Below are 15,547 nucleotides of genomic sequence, written 5' to 3' on the forward strand. Positions count from 1 at the left end.
CATGAACGACGCGCCCGCCTCTCCCGTCGCGGCGGGAGAGGCGCCCGCCCCGCTGACCCATCGCCGGGTCCTGGCCATCGCCGTGCCGATCATGCTGTCCAACGCCACCACGCCCCTGCTGGGGGCGGTGGATACCGGCGTGATCGGGCAGCTCGGCGCGGCCGCGCCGATCGGGGCGGTGGGCATGGGGGCGGTGATCCTCAGCTTCATCTACTGGACCATGGGCTTTCTGCGCATGGGCACCTCGGGGCTGGTGGCGCAGGCCCGCGGGCGCGGGGATTCCGCCGAATGCGCCGCCCTGCTGCTGCGCGGAATGCTGATCGCCGGCGCCTCGGGGCTGATCTTCATCCTGTTGCAGGCGCCCCTGTTCTGGGCGGCCTTCGAGCTTTCCCCCGCCTCGGCCGAGGTCGAGGACATGGCCCGCGATTACCTCTCCCTTCGGATCTGGGGCGGACCCTTCGCGATTTCGGTCTACGCGCTGACCGGCTGGCTGATCGCGATGGAGCGGACGCGCGGCGTGCTGATCCTCCAGATCGCCATGAACGGGCTGAACATCGCGCTGGACCTGCTCTTCGTGCTCGGCTTCGGCTGGGGGGTGGAGGGCGTGGCGGCGGCCACCCTGATCTCCGAGGTCGGGGGCGCGGCGCTGGGTCTGTGGATGTGCCGCGACGCCTTCGCCGGCGACGGCTGGCGCGACCCGGCCCGGATCTTCGACCGGGTGCGGCTGATCAACATGGCGAAGGTCAACGGGGATATCCTGATCCGGTCCTGCCTGCTGCAGTTCGGCTTCGGCTTCTTCCTGTTCCGCTCGGCCGACTGGGGGGACGTGTCGCTGGCCGCCAATCAGGTGCTGATGCAGTTCCTCGCGATCTCGGCCTATGCGCTGGACGGCTTCGCCTTCGCGGCCGAGGCGCTGGTCGGGCAGTTCTTCGGGGCGAGGCGGCCGGACCTCTTGCGGCGCGCCTCCAGGCTGACCTCGGCCTGGGGGCTGGCCTGCGTGGCGACGCTGGGGGCGGGGTTCTGGCTGCTGGGGGGCGCGATCATCGACCTGATGACCACGGCGCCCGAAGTGCGGGCGGCGGCGCGCGAATACCTGCCCTGGGCGGCGCTGGCCCCGGTGGTCGGCCTGCCGGCCTTCATGCTGGACGGGATCTTCATCGGCGCCACGCGGACCCGGGACATGCGCAACGCCATGCTGTGGTCGCTGGCGCTGTATCTCGCGGCCTGGGCGGCGCTGGTTCCGCTGTTCGGCCTGCACGGGCTGTGGGCCGCGCTGATGTGCTTTTTCGTGCTGCGCGCCATCACGCTGGGCCTGCGCTATCCGGCGCTGGTGCGGGCGGCGGCCTGAAAGGCCCCCGCCCGCGGGCGGCCCCTAGCGGGCCATCCCGTGATATTCGTCGTTCGGCCGCATATCGACGGCCGAGCTCATCCGGTTGGTCATGTTGTAGAACCCCGCCACCGCGGCGATGTCCCAGATGTCCTTGTCGGTGAACCCGACCTCGCGCAGCGCCTCGCGGTCGGATTCCTCGATGCGGTGGCTCTCCTCGGTCATCTTCACCGAGAAATCCAGCATCGCCCGCTGGCGCGCATCCAGCGGGGCCGCGCGGTAGTTCATCACCATCAACTCGCCCAGCTTCGGATCGCCCGAGAGCTGGCGCACCGCGGCGCCATGGGCGGTGAGGCAGTAGAAGCAGCGGTTCACCGAAGACACGGCGACCGCGATCATCTCCCGCTCCAGCTTGGTGAGGCCGGAATCCGCCAGCATCAGGTCGTTGTAGAGCGCCGAGAACGCCCGCAGCTTCTCCGGCGCGAAGGCGTAGGAGAGGAGCACGTTGGGGATCATCCCCAGCTTGTCGTTGCAGACGTTGAAATACTTGGCGATGTCGTCGGGCAGCGGCTGCTCCGGCGGCAGGTTCAGCGCGGTCGGCAGGCCATCGGGCAGCTCGGGCTGCGGGATCGGGCCGGCGTCGGGCTTCTTGGCGGCGGGGGTGTCGCTCATCTGGGTCCTCCTTGGAGGGCCGTCCGATTCAGCGGCCCTGCTTCGGGGCCAGACGGTAATGATAGCGTCCGACATTTTCCATGCCTGCGCTGTGGTAAAGCGCGCGGGCGGGGGCGTTGGCCTCGGTGACGGCGAGCGCGAGCCATTGCGCGCCGTTCTCCGCCGCGAAGCGGGCGGCGGCGGAGAGCCCGGCGCGGGCGACGCCGCGGCGACGCGCCTCGGGGCGCACCTCGACCGCGTGGATCATCGCCACGTCGCCATCCACCGCCACGTAGGACAGGCCGCCGACGATGTCGTCGGTGCGGGTCATGATCGTGGCTTTGGGCAGGGCGCAGCGGTCCATCAGGGCGCGGCGGGCCGGGCCGATGCCGCCGGCGTCCCAGATCTCGTCCAGCAGCGCCAGGCGGGTGCGCACCAGCACCGATTTCACGCCCCGCGGGGCCTCCATGTCGACCAGCTTGGCGACGGGGGCGGCCAGCAGCAGGGTGGGATCGACGATCTCCCAGCCCGCGGCGTCCAGCCTGGCGTCGAGATCGGGGTCCGAAGCGACCTGGATCAGCGGCCGGCGGCCGGCGGCGCGCATGGCGGCGGCGGCGGCCTCGAAATCGGAGGCGCCGAGCGAGCGCGCCGAGTCCACCCGCTTGCCCGCCCCCGCGCCGTCGCGCAGGCGCCAGCCGGGGGCCGAGGTCTCGTCGATCGCGGCAGGGGGCCAGGTGGCTTCCAGCGCGGCCAGAAGCCGGGTTTCGTCGGGTGCGGTCATGCTCGGGTCTCCTCCCCCCAAATCCGGCGCCGATCCGCGCCGACCCGGCCGGCGCCCCGTTCCGCCCTTCGGGCCGGTCCGGGGGACGCGCCGAGGGCGGGGGACGGCGCGGGGGGCGCCCGGCGTCAGCCGTGCTGCTTGAGCAGACGCGCCTTGTCGCGCTGCCAGTCGCGCTGCTTCTGGCCCTCGCGCTTGTCGACGGTCTTCTTGCCCTTGGCGATGCCGATCTTCAGCTTCGCCATGCCGCGTTCGTTGAAATACATGCGCAGCGGCACGATGGTCATGCCGCCGCGCTTGGTCTCGTTCCACAGCCGCGCCAGTTCTCGCCGCGAAACCAGCAGCTTGCGCCGCCGACGTTCCTCATGCTTGAACTTGTCGGCCTGGCCGTAGGGGGCGATGTAGCAGTTGATCAGCCACAATTCGCCCCCCTCGACCGAGGCGTAGCTCTCCGCGATGTTGGCCTGCGCGGTGCGCAGGGCCTTCACCTCGGAGCCATGCAGCACGATCCCGGCCTCGAGATCGTCCTCGATGGCGTAGTCGAAACGGGCGCGGCGGTTCTCCGCGATCACCTTCGAATTGGGATCGGACTTCTTGGCCATGGCTCTTATATAGGCGCGTTCGGGCTCAGATCAGCCCGGCATGCGCCATCGCTCCCCGAATCTCGGCCTTAGTCGATTCCTCGATGGGGACCATCGGGGACCGCACCTCGTCCGTGCACACGCCCAGCAGCGACAGGGCGTATTTCGGCCCGGTCGGGTTGGGCTCGCGGAACAGGGCGACATGCAGGGGCATCAGCCGGTCCTGGTAGTCGAGCGCCTTGCCGTAATCCCCCTGCAGGGTGGCCGCCTGGAACTCGGCGCAGAGCTTCGGCGCCACATTGGCGGTCACCGAGATGCAGCCGACCCCGCCATGGGCGTTGTGCCCCAGCGCCATGTCGTCATTGCCCGAAAGCTGGATGAAATCCCGCCCGCAGGTCAGCCGCTGCTTCGACACCCGGGTGATGTCGCCGGTGGCGTCCTTGACGCCCACGATGCGCGGCAGGGTGGCGAGCTGGCCCATGGTCTCGGGCGTCATGTCGACGACCGAGCGCGGGGGGATGTTGTAGATGATGATCGGCAGCTTGCAGGCGTCGTGCAACGCCGTGAAATGCGCGATCATCCCCCGCTGGGACGGCTTGTTGTAATAGGGCGTGACGATCAGCACCGCATCGGCGCCCGCGTCCTCGGCGTGCTGGCAGAAGTCCACCGCCTCGGCGGTGTTGTTCGACCCGGCGCCGGCGATCACCGGCACGCGGCCGGCGGCGGTCTCGACCACCAGCGACACGACGCGGCGATGCTCCTCATGGGAGAGGGTCGGGCTCTCGCCCGTGGTGCCGACCGGGACGAGGCCGTTGGAGCCCTCGGCGATCTGCCATTCCACGAGTTTTTTGAGCGCGGCCTCGTCCAGCCTGCCGTCCTTGAACGGCGTCACCAGGGCTGTGATCGACCCCTTGAACATGGCGCGCTCCTTTGCGTGGTTCGTCTCCGCGGGGATATCCGCGGGAGTTTGTGCATACGAGCCGAGGCGACTCGCGTCTTCGCGGGCCGCCTCGACAGGGCGCGGACCCTAACCGCGGCGCGGCGGGGCGGCAAGGAGGGGATTCGGCGAGGGCGCCGGGGGGAGGGGATTCGGCGCGGGCGCCGGGCGGGCCGGGATCAGCCTTCCTCCGCGGGCGGGCGGTATTCGCCCAGCAGCGTGAAGAAGCCGCCGCCGAAGAAGGTCAGCGGGTCTCCGGGGGTTTCGGTCACCCGCTCGACCCGGCCGATGAAAAGCTCATGGTCGCCGGCGGGATAGACCGCCTCATGGGCGCATTCGAACACCGCCAGCGCCCCGGCCAGCACCGGGGCGCCGCCGAGACCCTCGCGCCAGTCGACGTCCCGGAACCGGGTTTCGGCCGGGCCGGCGAACTGGCGGGCGAGGCCTTCCTGGTGGGCGGCGAGCACGTTGACGGCGTAGGAATCCGCGCCGCGATAGGCGCCCAGCCGCTCGGACTTGCGGGCCAGCGACCACAGGATCAGCGGCGGGTTCAGCGACACCGAGTTGAAGGAATTGGCCGTGAAGCCCAGGGCCGCGCCGTCGGGGGCGCGGGTGGTGATCACGGTGACGCCGGTGGCGAAGCGGCCCAGCGCGCGGCGCAGGCGGTCGGCGGCCTCGGCGTCCGCGGCGCGGTCGGGATGGGGGATGGGATCGGCCATGGCGGGTCCTCCGTTGCGGGCGGCGCGGCGGCGTCCCGGATGCTGCGGCGCCGGGGTCGGGTCCCGGAGCCTGACCCAGAGATATGCCGCGCAGCGCGAAGGCAAGGCCCGGAGGCCCGGGAAGGGGGAAGGGGAAGGGGAAGGGGAAAGGGGAAGCCGGCGCGGATCAGCCCGGGGCGGAGCCCGCTGCGCGGCTCATCGCGGAGATCTCCTCCCACGCCTTGTTGATGTCGACCAGTCGCTGGGTGGCGAGGCGCACGGCCTCCTCCGGCACGCCGCGGGCCATCATCCGGTCGGGATGGCTGTCGCGCACCAGCGCCCGCCAGGCGCGCCGGATCTCGGGCAGGGGCGTGTCGGGGGTCACGCCCAGCACCGCCCAGGGATCGGGCTCGGCGTCCGGCGCGTAGCGGGAGCGGAGACCGCGGAACAGGGTCTCGGGCAGGCCGAAGATCTCCCACACCCGGCGCAGGAACCGTTCTTCGTCGGGGTGGAATTCGCCGTCGGCGGCGGCGATGTGGAACAGGCCCTCCAGCAGATCGGCGAGCGGGTCCGAGCGGTCGCCGAACATCCGCGCGACTGAGGCCGCGTAGCCCTCGAACCCCGCCACGTCGCGACGGGCGAGGTTGAAGACGCGGGCGGCCTGGCGTTCGGCCTCGGGGGGGATGTGGAACACGTCGCGGAAGGCGGTGACCTCGGTGCGGGTCACCTGCCCGTCGGCCTTGGCCATCTTGGCGCCGAGCGCGATGACCGCGATCGCGAAGCCCACCGACTGCTCGGGCGGGGTCTTCAGACGGCCGAAGACGTCCGAGAGGCTTTCGCCCTCGCGCAGCGCCTGAAGCGCCTCGCCTATGCGGGTCCAGATCGACATGGGGGGAGCATAGCCGGGCTGCGCCCCGGCGGCGAGGCGGGGGCGCCGGGTCGCGGTCGGTCAGGTTGACGCGCGCCGCGCGGGAACCGTCCCGCGGGTTGGGGCCGGGCGCCCGCGCGGCGGGTCGACGGCGCGCCAGGCGGAACCGGGGCGGGGCGGCGGACGGGGGCTCACGGGCGAACGGGGGCTCACGGGCGATAGGTCAGCGCGGCGCGCAGACAGAGCCCGAGGGGGACGCGCGGCCATGGCCCCTCGGCGGGGAGGATCAGCGCGCGGGTCCCCTCGAAGCGGAACAGCCCGGCGAAGTCCCGGCGAAAGCCCTCGATCAGGGTCGTGCGGCAGTGGAACAGGACCGCGCAGGCGTCGGGCGCGGCGCGGACCCGGCCCAGGCGGATCGCGGCGCCCCGGGGCGGGGACGCGAGGCGGTAGGACGGCTCCCCCCAGGCCAGGGATTCCGCGACGGGGGCGGCGCCCTCGGCCTCGGCCGCCCGGAAGATGTCCGCGCGGATCTCGGCCAGGCGGGCGGCGATGGCGGGCGGATGGCGGGACAGCGCCTCCGCAACGGCAGGGGGGACGGGCGGCGGCGTCACGAAAGGGCGCGCAACGGCAGGTGGATGTCGGTGCGCAGCGCGGCGGGGGCCGTGTCGCGGGGATCGTCCAGATAGGCCTCGAAGATCGGCGCGTCCGCGGGCTCCCGCCCCGATCCCGGCAGCCACGTCCCCAGCAACCAGCGATAGGCGCCCGGCATGTCCGCGTAGGGCCCGGCGTAGCGCAGGCGCGCCCAGTCTCCGCCGCGCAGCGTCTCCGCGCTCAGCGGCGGGGCCGGCGGGGCGGAGCCATCCTCCAGCGGCAGGCAGGCGAGGGAGCGGAGCGCCTCGACCGGGCCGATGCCGGGATCGGAGAGGAACACGCCGATCATCTCCGCCCGCGTCCGCACGCCGGGCTGAACGCCGAGCGCCGAGATCAGGCGGCCCATGGCGTGATCGATCTTCATGTAATCGCCGTGATGCGGCATCGCCGCCAGCCTGCGCGCGGGCAGGGCGACGATCTCCACCGGAAAGCCGGCCGCGTCCGCGGCCTGCGTCGCGGCGCGGAAGGCGGCGTGCGAGCCCGCGCGCCGATAGGCCCCCGGCGCCATCCCGTAGGCGTCGCGAAACGCCCGCCCGAACGCGTCGGCGGAGCCGTAGCCCGCCCGCGTCGCCACCTCCGCCACCGCCATCCCGGTATTGGCCAGCCGGTCCGCGGCGCGTTGCAGGCGCAGGCGGCGGATGGTGGCGACGACGGTTTCGCCCCGCATGGCCGCGTAGACCCGGCTCCAGTGCCAGGGGGAGAGGCAGGCGATCTCGGCCATCCGGTCGAAGGACAGATCCTCCTCCAGATGGGCGTGGATATGGTCCAGCACCCGGTCGAGCCGGGCGGCGTAGGGGTCGGGGCCGGGAAGCGGGCGGGTGCGCGGGTCGGGTCGGGCATCGGTCATCGCGGGTCTCCGTCCGGGGTCGCCCCTGTCTGCCACGGCCCGACCCGACAAATCCTGCGGAACCGTGGCTAGAGCCGCTTCTCCATCAGCACCAGCTCATGCCACTGGCCGAACTTCCATCCGGACTCGGCCATCCGCCCGACCTCGACGAAGCCCAGCCGCGCGTGAAACGCCAGCGAAACATGGTTGTCCCCGGTGATCGCCCCGATCAGCGTATGCGCGCCCCAGGGCCTGAGGGCCGCGTAAAGCGCCTCCATCAACGCCCGCCCGGCGCCCTTGCCCCGCGCCTCGGGCGCCAGATGCACCGAATGCTCGAACGTGTAGCGATAGCCCGGCCCCGGCCGGAACTGACCGGCGGAGACGAAGCCCAGCAGGCGCCCGCCCTCGAACGCCCCCAGCCGCGGACCGCCCGAGACCAGCCAGTCCGCCATCGACTCCGGCGTCCGCTCGATATCGGTGAAGGTGATGTTGGTGTCCCGGATGATCGCGTTCCAGATCGCCCGGGCCGCCTCCAGATCGCCCGTCTCAAGCGCCCTAAGCTCCATCGTCGCACCCCGCCCCGGTTGCCTCCGCCGAAAACCAAGCGATAGTCCGGACAACACGCTTGGCAAAGGGGATGCGCACATGAGCCGGTGGGATTTCTGGATCGACCGAGGCGGCACCTTCACCGACGTGGTGGCCCGCGACCCCGAGGGCGCGATCCATACCGCCAAGCTGCTCTCCGAGAATCCCGAGCAATACGAGGACGCGGCGCTGGCCGGCATCCGCGGCTTTCTCGGGCTGGGACCGACCGACGCGATCCCCGCCGACCGCATCAACGCGGTGAAGATGGGCACCACGGTCGCCACCAACGCGTTGCTGGAGCGCAAGGGCGACCGCACGCTGCTTGTGATCACCAAGGGCCTGCGCGACCAGCTTCGGCTCGCCTACCAGAACCGCCCGCGCCTGTTCGACCGCCATATCGTGCTGCCCGAACTGCTCTACGAACAGGTGATCGAGGCCGATGAGCGCCTGATGGCCGACGGCACGGTCGAAACCCCGCTGGACGAAGCCGCGCTGGCCCGCGACCTGGCCGAGGCCAAGGCGTCGGGCATCGACGCCGTGGCCATCGTCTTCGTCCACGCCTATCGCCACACGGCCCACGAAAAGCGGGCCGCCGAACTGGCGCGGGAGGCCGGCTTCGGCCAGGTCTCGACCAGCCACGAGGTCAGCCCGCTGATGAAGATGGTCAGCCGCGGGGACACGACCGTGGTGGACGCCTATCTCAGCCCGATCCTGCGCCGCTACGTGGATCGGGTCGCCGCCGCCTTCGACCGGGTGGGCGAGGACGAGGGCGCGGAGGCGCTGGGCGGCAAGCTGATGTTCATGATGTCCTCGGGCGGGCTGACCGACGCGACGCTGTTCCAGGGCAAGGACGCCATCCTCTCCGGCCCCGCGGGGGGCGTGGTCGGCGCGGTGCGCACGTCGGAAATCGCCAGCGAATCGAAGATGATCGGCTTCGACATGGGCGGCACCTCCACCGACGTGTGCCACTATGACGGCGAGTTCGAGCGGGTCCTGCACACCGAGGTCGCCGGCGTTCGCCTGCGCGCGCCGATGATGCATATCCACACGGTCGCGGCCGGCGGCGGGTCGCTGCTGCAATATCGCGACGGGCGGTTGCAGGTCGGCCCGGCCTCGGCCGGCGCCCATCCCGGCCCCGCCTGCTACGGCCGCGGCGGCCCGCTGGCCGTCACCGACGCCAACGTGATGACCGGCAAGCTGCGCCCGGACTTCTTCCCCGCCATCTTCGGGCCCGACGCGGACCGCCCGCTCGACGCCGACGCCACCCGCGCCCGGTTCGAGGAGATGGCGAAGGAGGTCGGCCGCAGCCCCGAGGAACTGGCCGACGGCTTCCTGCGCATCGCCTGCGAGAACATGGCGAACGCGGTCAAGAAGATCTCCGTCCAGCGCGGGCATGACGTGTCGCGCTACTGCCTGACCGTGTTCGGCGGCGCCGGCGCGCAGCACGCCTGCCGCATCGCCGACCTTCTGGGCATGACCCGCGCGCTGATCCATCCGCTGGCCTCGCTGCTGTCGGCCTACGGGATGGGGCTCGCGGATATCCGGGCCTCGCGCCAGATGGCGGTGGAGGCGCGGCTGGACGCGGCTTCGCGCCTTCAGGCCGCCGCGGATCTGGACCGGCTGTCCATGGTCGTCTCCATGGAGGTGGAATCCCAGGGCGTCGCCAACCGCGACATCACCCTGCACCCGGTCCTGCTGCTGAAGGTCGAGGGCACCGACACCGCCATCGAGATCCCGCTGGGGCGCGAGGAAGACATGCGCGCCGCCTTCGCCGAGGCCCACCGCGCCCGCTTCGGCTTCGACCCCGGCGACAAGCCGCTGGTGATCGAGGCGATCTCCAACGAAGCCGTCGGCCGCGCCGCCGACCTCTCCGAACCCAGCCACCCGACCGAAACGCGGGAGGAAACCGCCTTCCCTTCGGCGCTGGAGGCGGAATTCTACTCGGAAGGCCAATGGCATGACGCCCGCTATGTGAAGCGGGAGGAGATGCGCCCCGGCGACCGTCTCACCGGCCCCGCGGTGCTGGTGGAGCCCCATACCTCCATCGTCATCGAGGACGGCTGGCAGGCGGAGGTCACCGAGCACGACCACATCAAGCTCCACCGCATCAAGGCCCGCCCCAAAACCGAGGCCGTGGGCGCCAAGGCCGATCCGGTGCTGCTGGAGGTGTTCAACAACCTCTTCATGTCGATCGCCGAACAGATGGGCGCGGTTCTGGAGAACACCGCCGTCTCCGTGACGATCAAGGAGCGGCTGGACTTCTCCTGCGCCGTCTTCGACGCGGCCGGGGACCTGATCGCCAACGCCCCGCACATGCCGGTGCATCTGGGGTCCATGGGCGCCTCGGTGAAGTCGATCATCGACCAGAACCCGGTGATGGCGAAGGGCGACGTCTTCGTGCTGAACGCCCCCTACAACGGCGGCACCCACCTGCCCGACATCACCGTGGTCTCCCCGGTCTGGGAGGAGGACGGCGACGAGATCATCTTCTACGTCGCCTCCCGCGGGCACCATACCGACGTGGGCGGTCTCACGCCCGGCTCCATGCCTCCCGACAGCCGGGTGGTGGAGGACGAGGGCGTGCTGATCGACAATTGGAAACTCGTCGACAAAGGCGTGTTCCGGGAGGCCGAGACCCGCGAAATCCTGATGTCCGGCCCGTATCCCTGCCGCTCGCCGGATACCAATATCGCGGACCTCAAGGCCCAGGTGGCCTCCTGCGAGAAGGGCGCGCAGGAGCTGAAACGCATGGTGCGCCAGTTCGGCCGCGAGGTGGTCGACGCCTACATGCAGCACGTCCAGGACAACGCCGAGGAATGCGTCCGCCGCGCCATCGTCAAGCTGAAGGACGCCGAGTTCGTCTACCCGATGGACCCGGACTATGACGGCGAGGCGCGCGAGATCCGCGTGAAGCTGACCGTGGACAAGGAGGCCCGGGAGGCGACGGTGGATTTCACCGGCACCACCCGCCAGCTTCCCACCAACTACAACGCCCCCGAGCCGGTGATGCGGGCCGCGGTCCTCTATGTCTTCCGCCTGCTGGTGGAGGACAATATCCCGATGAACGAAGGGGTGATGAAGCCCCTGAAAATCATCGTGGAAAAGGGCTCGATGATCGCTCCGGTCTACCCGGCGGCGGTGATCGCGGGGAATGTGGAGGTCAGCCAGGCCGTGACCTCGGCCCTGCTGCTGGCGCTGGGCGTGCAGGCGGCGGCGCAGTCCACCATGAACAACGTCACCTGGGGCGACGACCGGCGGCAATATTACGAAACCGTCTGCGGCGGCTCGGGCGCGGGGGTGCTGAACGACGGGACCGGGCATCCGGGCACGTCGGGGGTGCATACCCACATGACCAACTCGCGGCTGACCGATCCGGAAGTGCTGGAATGGCGCTATCCGGTGTTGCTGGAGGAGTTCTCCATCCGCGAAGGCTCCGGCGGCGCCGGGAAGTTCCGCGGCGGCGACGGCACCCGGCGGCGGATCCGGTTCCTGGAGCCGATGACGGCCGCGATCCTCGCCGGGCATCGGGTGGCGCCGCCTCCGGGGCTGCTCGGCGGCGGGCCGGGGGCGCTGGGCCGCACCCGGATCGTGCGCGCCGACGGTCGGGTGGACGAGCTGCGCTCGGCCGACAAGACCGAGATGGCGGCGGGCGACCTGTTCTGGCTGGACACGCCCTCGGGCGGCGGCTGCCTGCCGGAGGAGTGAACCTCGCCGGTCTCCGGCCGGGCGATCCGCTGTCGCCCGGCCGCCGCGCCGACTAGGATGGGCGGATGACTCGTCCCGTGCTCGACAACCGGCGCGCGCGCCGCCTGTTCCTCGACCGTCACCTGCTGCTGCGGGCCGAATCCGGTCCCGGCGCCGGGGCGGACCTGGAATCGGTGCTGCACGGGCTGGGCTTCGTGCAGGTGGACAGCGTCCTGACCCTGGCGCGGGCCCATGACCTGATCCTGTGGTCGCGGCGCGGCCGCTTCCGTCCGCCGGCGCTGCAACGGCTGGTGGCCCGCGACCGCGCGGCGTTCGAACACTGGACCCATGACGCCGCGGTCATCCCCATGGACTTCCACCCGATGTGGCGGCTGAAATTCGCCCGCGACGAAGCCCGGATGCAGGCGCGCTGGCCGCAATGGCGGGGCGAGGGCTGGGCCGCCGAGATCGACGCCGTGTTGCGCCATGTCGCGGATCACGGCCCCGCCTGCACCCGCGACGTGGCGGGCGAGGAGGCCGGCGGCGGCGGCGGGTGGTGGGACTGGCAGCCCTCCAAGACGGCGCTGGAGTTCCTCTGGCGCTCCGGCCGGCTGTCGATATGCCACCGCCAGGGTTTTCGGAAGTTCTACGACCTGACCGAGCGGGTGATCCCGCAAGCGCATCTCGCCGACCGCCGCGACGACGCCGAGATCGTCGACTGGGCGATGTCGGCGGCGCTGGACCGGCTGGGCTTCGGCACGGCGGGCGAGCTGGCCGACTTCTTCGCCATCGTCACGCGGGAGGAGGCCCGGACGTGGTGCGCGCAGGCGCTCGCCTCGGGCCGCATCCTGGAGGCGGAGGTCGAGATGGCCGACGGCGTCCGCCGCCGCGCCTTCTCCACCCAGGCCGCGCTGGACGAGGCCGCCTCACTGCCCGAGCCGGGGTCGCGCGTGCGCCTGCTGTCGCCCTTCGACCCGGCCTTGCGGGACCGGGCGCGGGCCGAACGGCTGTTCGGCTTCCATTTCCGCATCGAGATCTTCGTGCCCGAGGCCCGGCGCCGCTACGGCTACTACGTGTTCCCGGTGATGCAGGGGGACCGCATGATCGGCCGACTGGACGCGAAGCGGGACGGCGGCGCGATGGCGGTGCGGGCGTTCTGGCCGGAGGCGGGGGTGCGGATGGGCGCCGGCCGGGTCGCCGGGCTGACGGCGGAGCTGACGCGGGCCGCCCGGCTTGCCGAATGCGACAGGCTGACCTTCGCGCCCGACTGGCTCCGGAGCTGAGCCGCGCGTCGACGGAGGCGCTTTCGGCGCCGGGGCGCCCGCGCGGCGCGGAACCGGGGACGCGGGCGGGGAAGGCGAGGGCGGGGGGCGAGGGCGACGGGGTGGGCGGTCCCGCGGAAACGCGGCGCGGCTTGCCTCCGCGCGCCGAAGCGGGCATCAGGCCGCGGACCCGGGCACGGAGGATTTGGGCATGGCGATACTGGTATGGATCGGCGCGATCACCGCGGTGGCGGGGCTGATCGGCCTGTTCTGGTGCATTCGCCAGGCCATGTCCCTGCGCGGCGCCGCGACGGACCCCGAGGAGGTCCGCCGCATCCTGCGCCGCGTGCAGCTGGTGAACTTCGCCGCCGTGGGCGTGGCCTTCTTCGGCCTCGCCATGGTCGCGGTGGGCGTGATCCTCAGCTGAGCGGCCGGGATCCGCCTGTGATCACATCAGCCCTTCGCGGGTGAGCTGATCGGCCAGATCGTCCAGCGTCTTGCGGGCGCGGGCGGCCATGTCGTCCATCTCGTCTTCCGTGATCACAAAGGGCGGGCACAGGATCATGGTGTCGCCCACGGCCCGCATCACCAACCCGTTGGCCACGCAGAGATCCCGGCAACGCGCCCCGGCCCCGACTTCCTCGCCGAAGCGTTCGCCCGTCGCGGGGTTCTTCGCCAGCTCGATGGCGCCGAGGAAGCCCCTGGTCCGGGTCTCCCCCACCATCGGATGATCCGCGAGCCCGCCCCACAGCGTCGCCAGCTTCGGGGCCAGCACGTCGCGCACCCGCTCCACCAGCTTCTCCTCCTGCAGGATCCGCAGGCTCGCGAGTCCCGCCGCCGCCGCCGCCGGATGCCCGGAATAGGTGTAGCCGTGGTAGAACTCGCCGGCCTTCTCCATCACCGGCCCCGCCACGCGGTCGGAGATCAGCACGCCCCCCATCGGCTGATAGCCCGAGGTCATGCCCTTGGCGATCGGCATCAGGTCGGGGGTCACGCCATAGGTCTCCGAGCCCCACCAGGACCCGGTGCGCCCGAAGCCGCAGATCACCTCGTCGGCGACCAGAAGGATGTTCCGCTCCCGACAGATACGCGCGATTTCAGGCCAGTAGCTCTCGGGCGGGATGATGACCCCGCCGGCGCCCTGGATCGGCTCGGCGATGAAGGCGGCGACGTTGTCTTCGCCCAGCTCGTCGATCTTCGCTTCGAGCTGGCGGGCGCGGGCGAGCCCGAATTCCTCCGGCGAAAGGCCGGTGTCGCGACCCTCGCCATACCAGTAGGGCTGGTCGATATGGGCGAAACCGGGAAAGGGCAGGCCGGATTGCGCATGCATCCCGGACATCCCGCCGAGGCTCGCCGCCGCCGCCGTCGAGCCGTGATAGCCGTTATGCCGGCCGATGAAGATCTTCTTCGACGGCTGGCCCATGCAGTCCCAGTAGACCCGGGCCATGCGGAACACGGTGTCGTTGGATTCCGAGCCCGAGTTGGTGAAGAACACCCGGTTCATATGCGGCGGCGCGACCTGGGCCAGCGCCTCCGAGAACTCGGCGGCCGCGGGATGGGTGCACTGGAAAAAGGTGTTGTAGTAGGGCAGTTGGCGGAGCTGGCGGGTCACCGCCTCGACGATTTCCTCACGCCCGTAGCCGACATTCACGCACCACAGGCCGGACATGCCGTCCATGATCCGGGCGCCCTCGGAATCGGTCAGCCACACGCCCTGCGCGGATGTGATCACACGCGCGCCCTTCGCCGCCAGGTCGGCGGTGTCGGTGAACGGGTGCCAGTGATGGGCGGCGTCCATCGCCTGGTAATCGGCGGTCGAGCGGGGGTTGCTCAGAACATTCATGGCGAGGTCCTTGGCGGGTGGGTCGCCGCCGCCCCGGGTCGGAGGCGGTTCCAGCGAGTCGTGATCGGGTCCGGTCAGGCCTGGTCGAGGCCCTCGTTGGACAGCATGGTCAGGCCCTGGCGCACGTCGGCGCGGATGGCGAGGCGCAGTCCCGCCTCGTCCCCCGCGGCCAGCGCGGCGATGGCCTTGCGGTGATAGTCGGCGACCCGCCCCATGCCGATCCGGGCGTAGAGCGCGCGCATCGAGGGGCCGGTCTGCAGCCACACCGTCTCCGCGAGCGCGAGCATGGCGGGGGCGTGGGCGCGCAGGTAAAGCGTCCGGTGAAACTCAAGGTTTCCGCGCACATAGGCGGCGGCGTCGCCGGATTTCAGGTGCTGGTCGATCTCGGCATCCATGCGTTTCAGCCGCTCGATCAGGCTGAAATGGGCGCGCGGCAGGGCCCGGGCGGCGAGCTCGGGTTCCAGCAGCGCGCGGATCGAGGCCAGCTCCTCCACCCGCGCCGGGCTGAGGATCGGGGCGGAGACGCGGCCCGAGGCCGAGATCGCCAGCGCGCCCTCGGCGGCCAGCCGGCGCACCGCCTCGCGCGCCGGGGTCATGGAGACGCCGAGTTCCCCCGCGACGCCGCGCAGGGTGACATGTTCGCCGGGCGCCATCTCTCCGTGCAGGATTCGGCGGCGCAGGGCCTTGTAGACGCGCTCATGCGCAGGGCCGGCGCCCTCGTCCAGGAGCGCGCGGACCGGGCGAACGGCCGGAGACGGAGTGGTTGCATCGGCGAGGGTCATGGGCTAATTGTGATCACAAATGGGCGGCCTGTCAATCCGGGCCTTGCCCCCCCGCCTTTGCCCGCCGTTTCCGG

Annotated in this window: 15 protein-coding genes; 4 read left to right on the forward strand and 11 right to left on the reverse strand. The window is 71.3% G+C overall.

The window, feature by feature from the left end; all coding sequences use genetic code 11:
* Position 1 precedes the first annotated feature (1 nt).
* Positions 2 to 1,348, forward strand: a complete 1,347-nt coding sequence (locus BLV24_RS11380; RefSeq protein WP_092681751.1) for an MATE family efflux transporter — start codon at positions 2 to 4, stop codon at positions 1,346 to 1,348.
* A 24-nt stretch (positions 1,349 to 1,372) separates the two neighbouring features.
* Here the strand turns inward: BLV24_RS11380 and BLV24_RS11385 are convergent, their stop codons facing one another.
* The 9 genes from BLV24_RS11385 to BLV24_RS11425 form a co-directional block, all read right to left on the reverse strand.
* Positions 1,373 to 1,942: a peroxidase-related enzyme gene (locus tag BLV24_RS11385; protein WP_245710540.1), complete on the reverse strand. Its 570-nt coding sequence runs from the start codon at positions 1,940 to 1,942 to the stop codon at positions 1,373 to 1,375.
* An 85-nt stretch (positions 1,943 to 2,027) separates the two neighbouring features.
* Positions 2,028 to 2,759: a GNAT family N-acetyltransferase gene (locus BLV24_RS11390; protein WP_092681753.1), complete on the reverse strand. Its 732-nt coding sequence runs from the start codon at positions 2,757 to 2,759 to the stop codon at positions 2,028 to 2,030.
* A 125-nt stretch (positions 2,760 to 2,884) separates the two neighbouring features.
* Complete coding sequence (gene smpB, locus BLV24_RS11395) at positions 2,885 to 3,358, reverse strand: SsrA-binding protein SmpB (RefSeq protein WP_092681755.1); 474 nt, start codon at positions 3,356 to 3,358, stop codon at positions 2,885 to 2,887.
* 25 nt (positions 3,359 to 3,383) lie between these two features.
* Complete coding sequence (gene dapA, locus BLV24_RS11400) at positions 3,384 to 4,256, reverse strand: 4-hydroxy-tetrahydrodipicolinate synthase (RefSeq protein WP_092681757.1); 873 nt, start codon at positions 4,254 to 4,256, stop codon at positions 3,384 to 3,386.
* 197 nt (positions 4,257 to 4,453) lie between these two features.
* Complete coding sequence (locus tag BLV24_RS11405; RefSeq protein ID WP_092681759.1) at positions 4,454 to 4,993, reverse strand: flavin reductase family protein; 540 nt, start codon at positions 4,991 to 4,993, stop codon at positions 4,454 to 4,456.
* A gap of 166 nt (positions 4,994 to 5,159) precedes the next feature.
* Positions 5,160 to 5,861 (reverse strand): molecular chaperone DjiA, encoded by a 702-nt coding sequence (locus BLV24_RS11410; RefSeq protein ID WP_092681761.1) that lies wholly within the window; start codon positions 5,859 to 5,861, stop codon positions 5,160 to 5,162.
* 188 nt (positions 5,862 to 6,049) lie between these two features.
* Positions 6,050 to 6,451 (reverse strand): hypothetical protein, encoded by a 402-nt coding sequence (locus BLV24_RS11415; RefSeq protein WP_092681763.1) that lies wholly within the window; start codon positions 6,449 to 6,451, stop codon positions 6,050 to 6,052.
* A complete protein-coding gene (locus tag BLV24_RS11420; protein WP_092681765.1) occupies positions 6,448 to 7,338 on the reverse strand; it encodes an AraC family transcriptional regulator in 891 nt (296 codons plus the stop codon). The genes BLV24_RS11415 and BLV24_RS11420 overlap by 4 nt, the downstream gene beginning before the upstream one ends.
* A 68-nt stretch (positions 7,339 to 7,406) precedes the next feature.
* Positions 7,407 to 7,883, reverse strand: coding sequence for a GNAT family N-acetyltransferase (locus BLV24_RS11425; protein WP_092681767.1), 477 nt, complete (start codon positions 7,881 to 7,883; stop codon positions 7,407 to 7,409).
* Positions 7,884 to 7,962: 79 nt separating this feature from the next.
* Here BLV24_RS11425 and BLV24_RS11430 point away from each other — a divergent pair, with 79 nt between their 5' ends.
* The 3 genes from BLV24_RS11430 to BLV24_RS11440 all read left to right on the forward strand — a co-directional run bounded on the left by BLV24_RS11430 (position 7,963) and on the right by BLV24_RS11440 (position 13,275).
* Positions 7,963 to 11,607 carry a hydantoinase B/oxoprolinase family protein gene (locus BLV24_RS11430; protein ID WP_092681769.1) on the forward strand — a complete coding sequence of 1,215 codons (3,645 nt, stop codon included), beginning with the start codon at positions 7,963 to 7,965 and terminating at the stop codon, positions 11,605 to 11,607.
* 65 nt (positions 11,608 to 11,672) lie between these two features.
* Positions 11,673 to 12,869 carry a winged helix-turn-helix domain-containing protein gene (locus tag BLV24_RS11435; RefSeq protein ID WP_092681771.1) on the forward strand — a complete coding sequence of 399 codons (1,197 nt, stop codon included), beginning with the start codon at positions 11,673 to 11,675 and terminating at the stop codon, positions 12,867 to 12,869.
* A gap of 190 nt (positions 12,870 to 13,059) precedes the next feature.
* Entirely contained in the window at positions 13,060 to 13,275 is a 216-nt protein-coding gene (locus BLV24_RS11440; RefSeq protein ID WP_092681773.1) for a hypothetical protein, read from the forward strand.
* Between the two features lie 21 nt (positions 13,276 to 13,296).
* Here the strand turns inward: BLV24_RS11440 and BLV24_RS11445 are convergent, their stop codons facing one another.
* Both BLV24_RS11445 and BLV24_RS11450 read right to left on the reverse strand, forming a co-directional pair.
* On the reverse strand, positions 13,297 to 14,691 hold the full coding sequence (locus BLV24_RS11445; protein WP_092681775.1) for an aspartate aminotransferase family protein: 1,395 nt from the start codon (positions 14,689 to 14,691) through the stop codon (positions 13,297 to 13,299).
* A 74-nt stretch (positions 14,692 to 14,765) separates the two neighbouring features.
* A complete protein-coding gene (locus BLV24_RS11450) occupies positions 14,766 to 15,473 on the reverse strand; it encodes a GntR family transcriptional regulator (protein WP_092681777.1) in 708 nt (235 codons plus the stop codon).
* Positions 15,474 to 15,547 lie beyond the last annotated feature (74 nt).

The organism is Albimonas donghaensis (genome assembly GCF_900106695.1).
Classification (GTDB): domain Bacteria; phylum Pseudomonadota; class Alphaproteobacteria; order Rhodobacterales; family Rhodobacteraceae; genus Albimonas; species Albimonas donghaensis.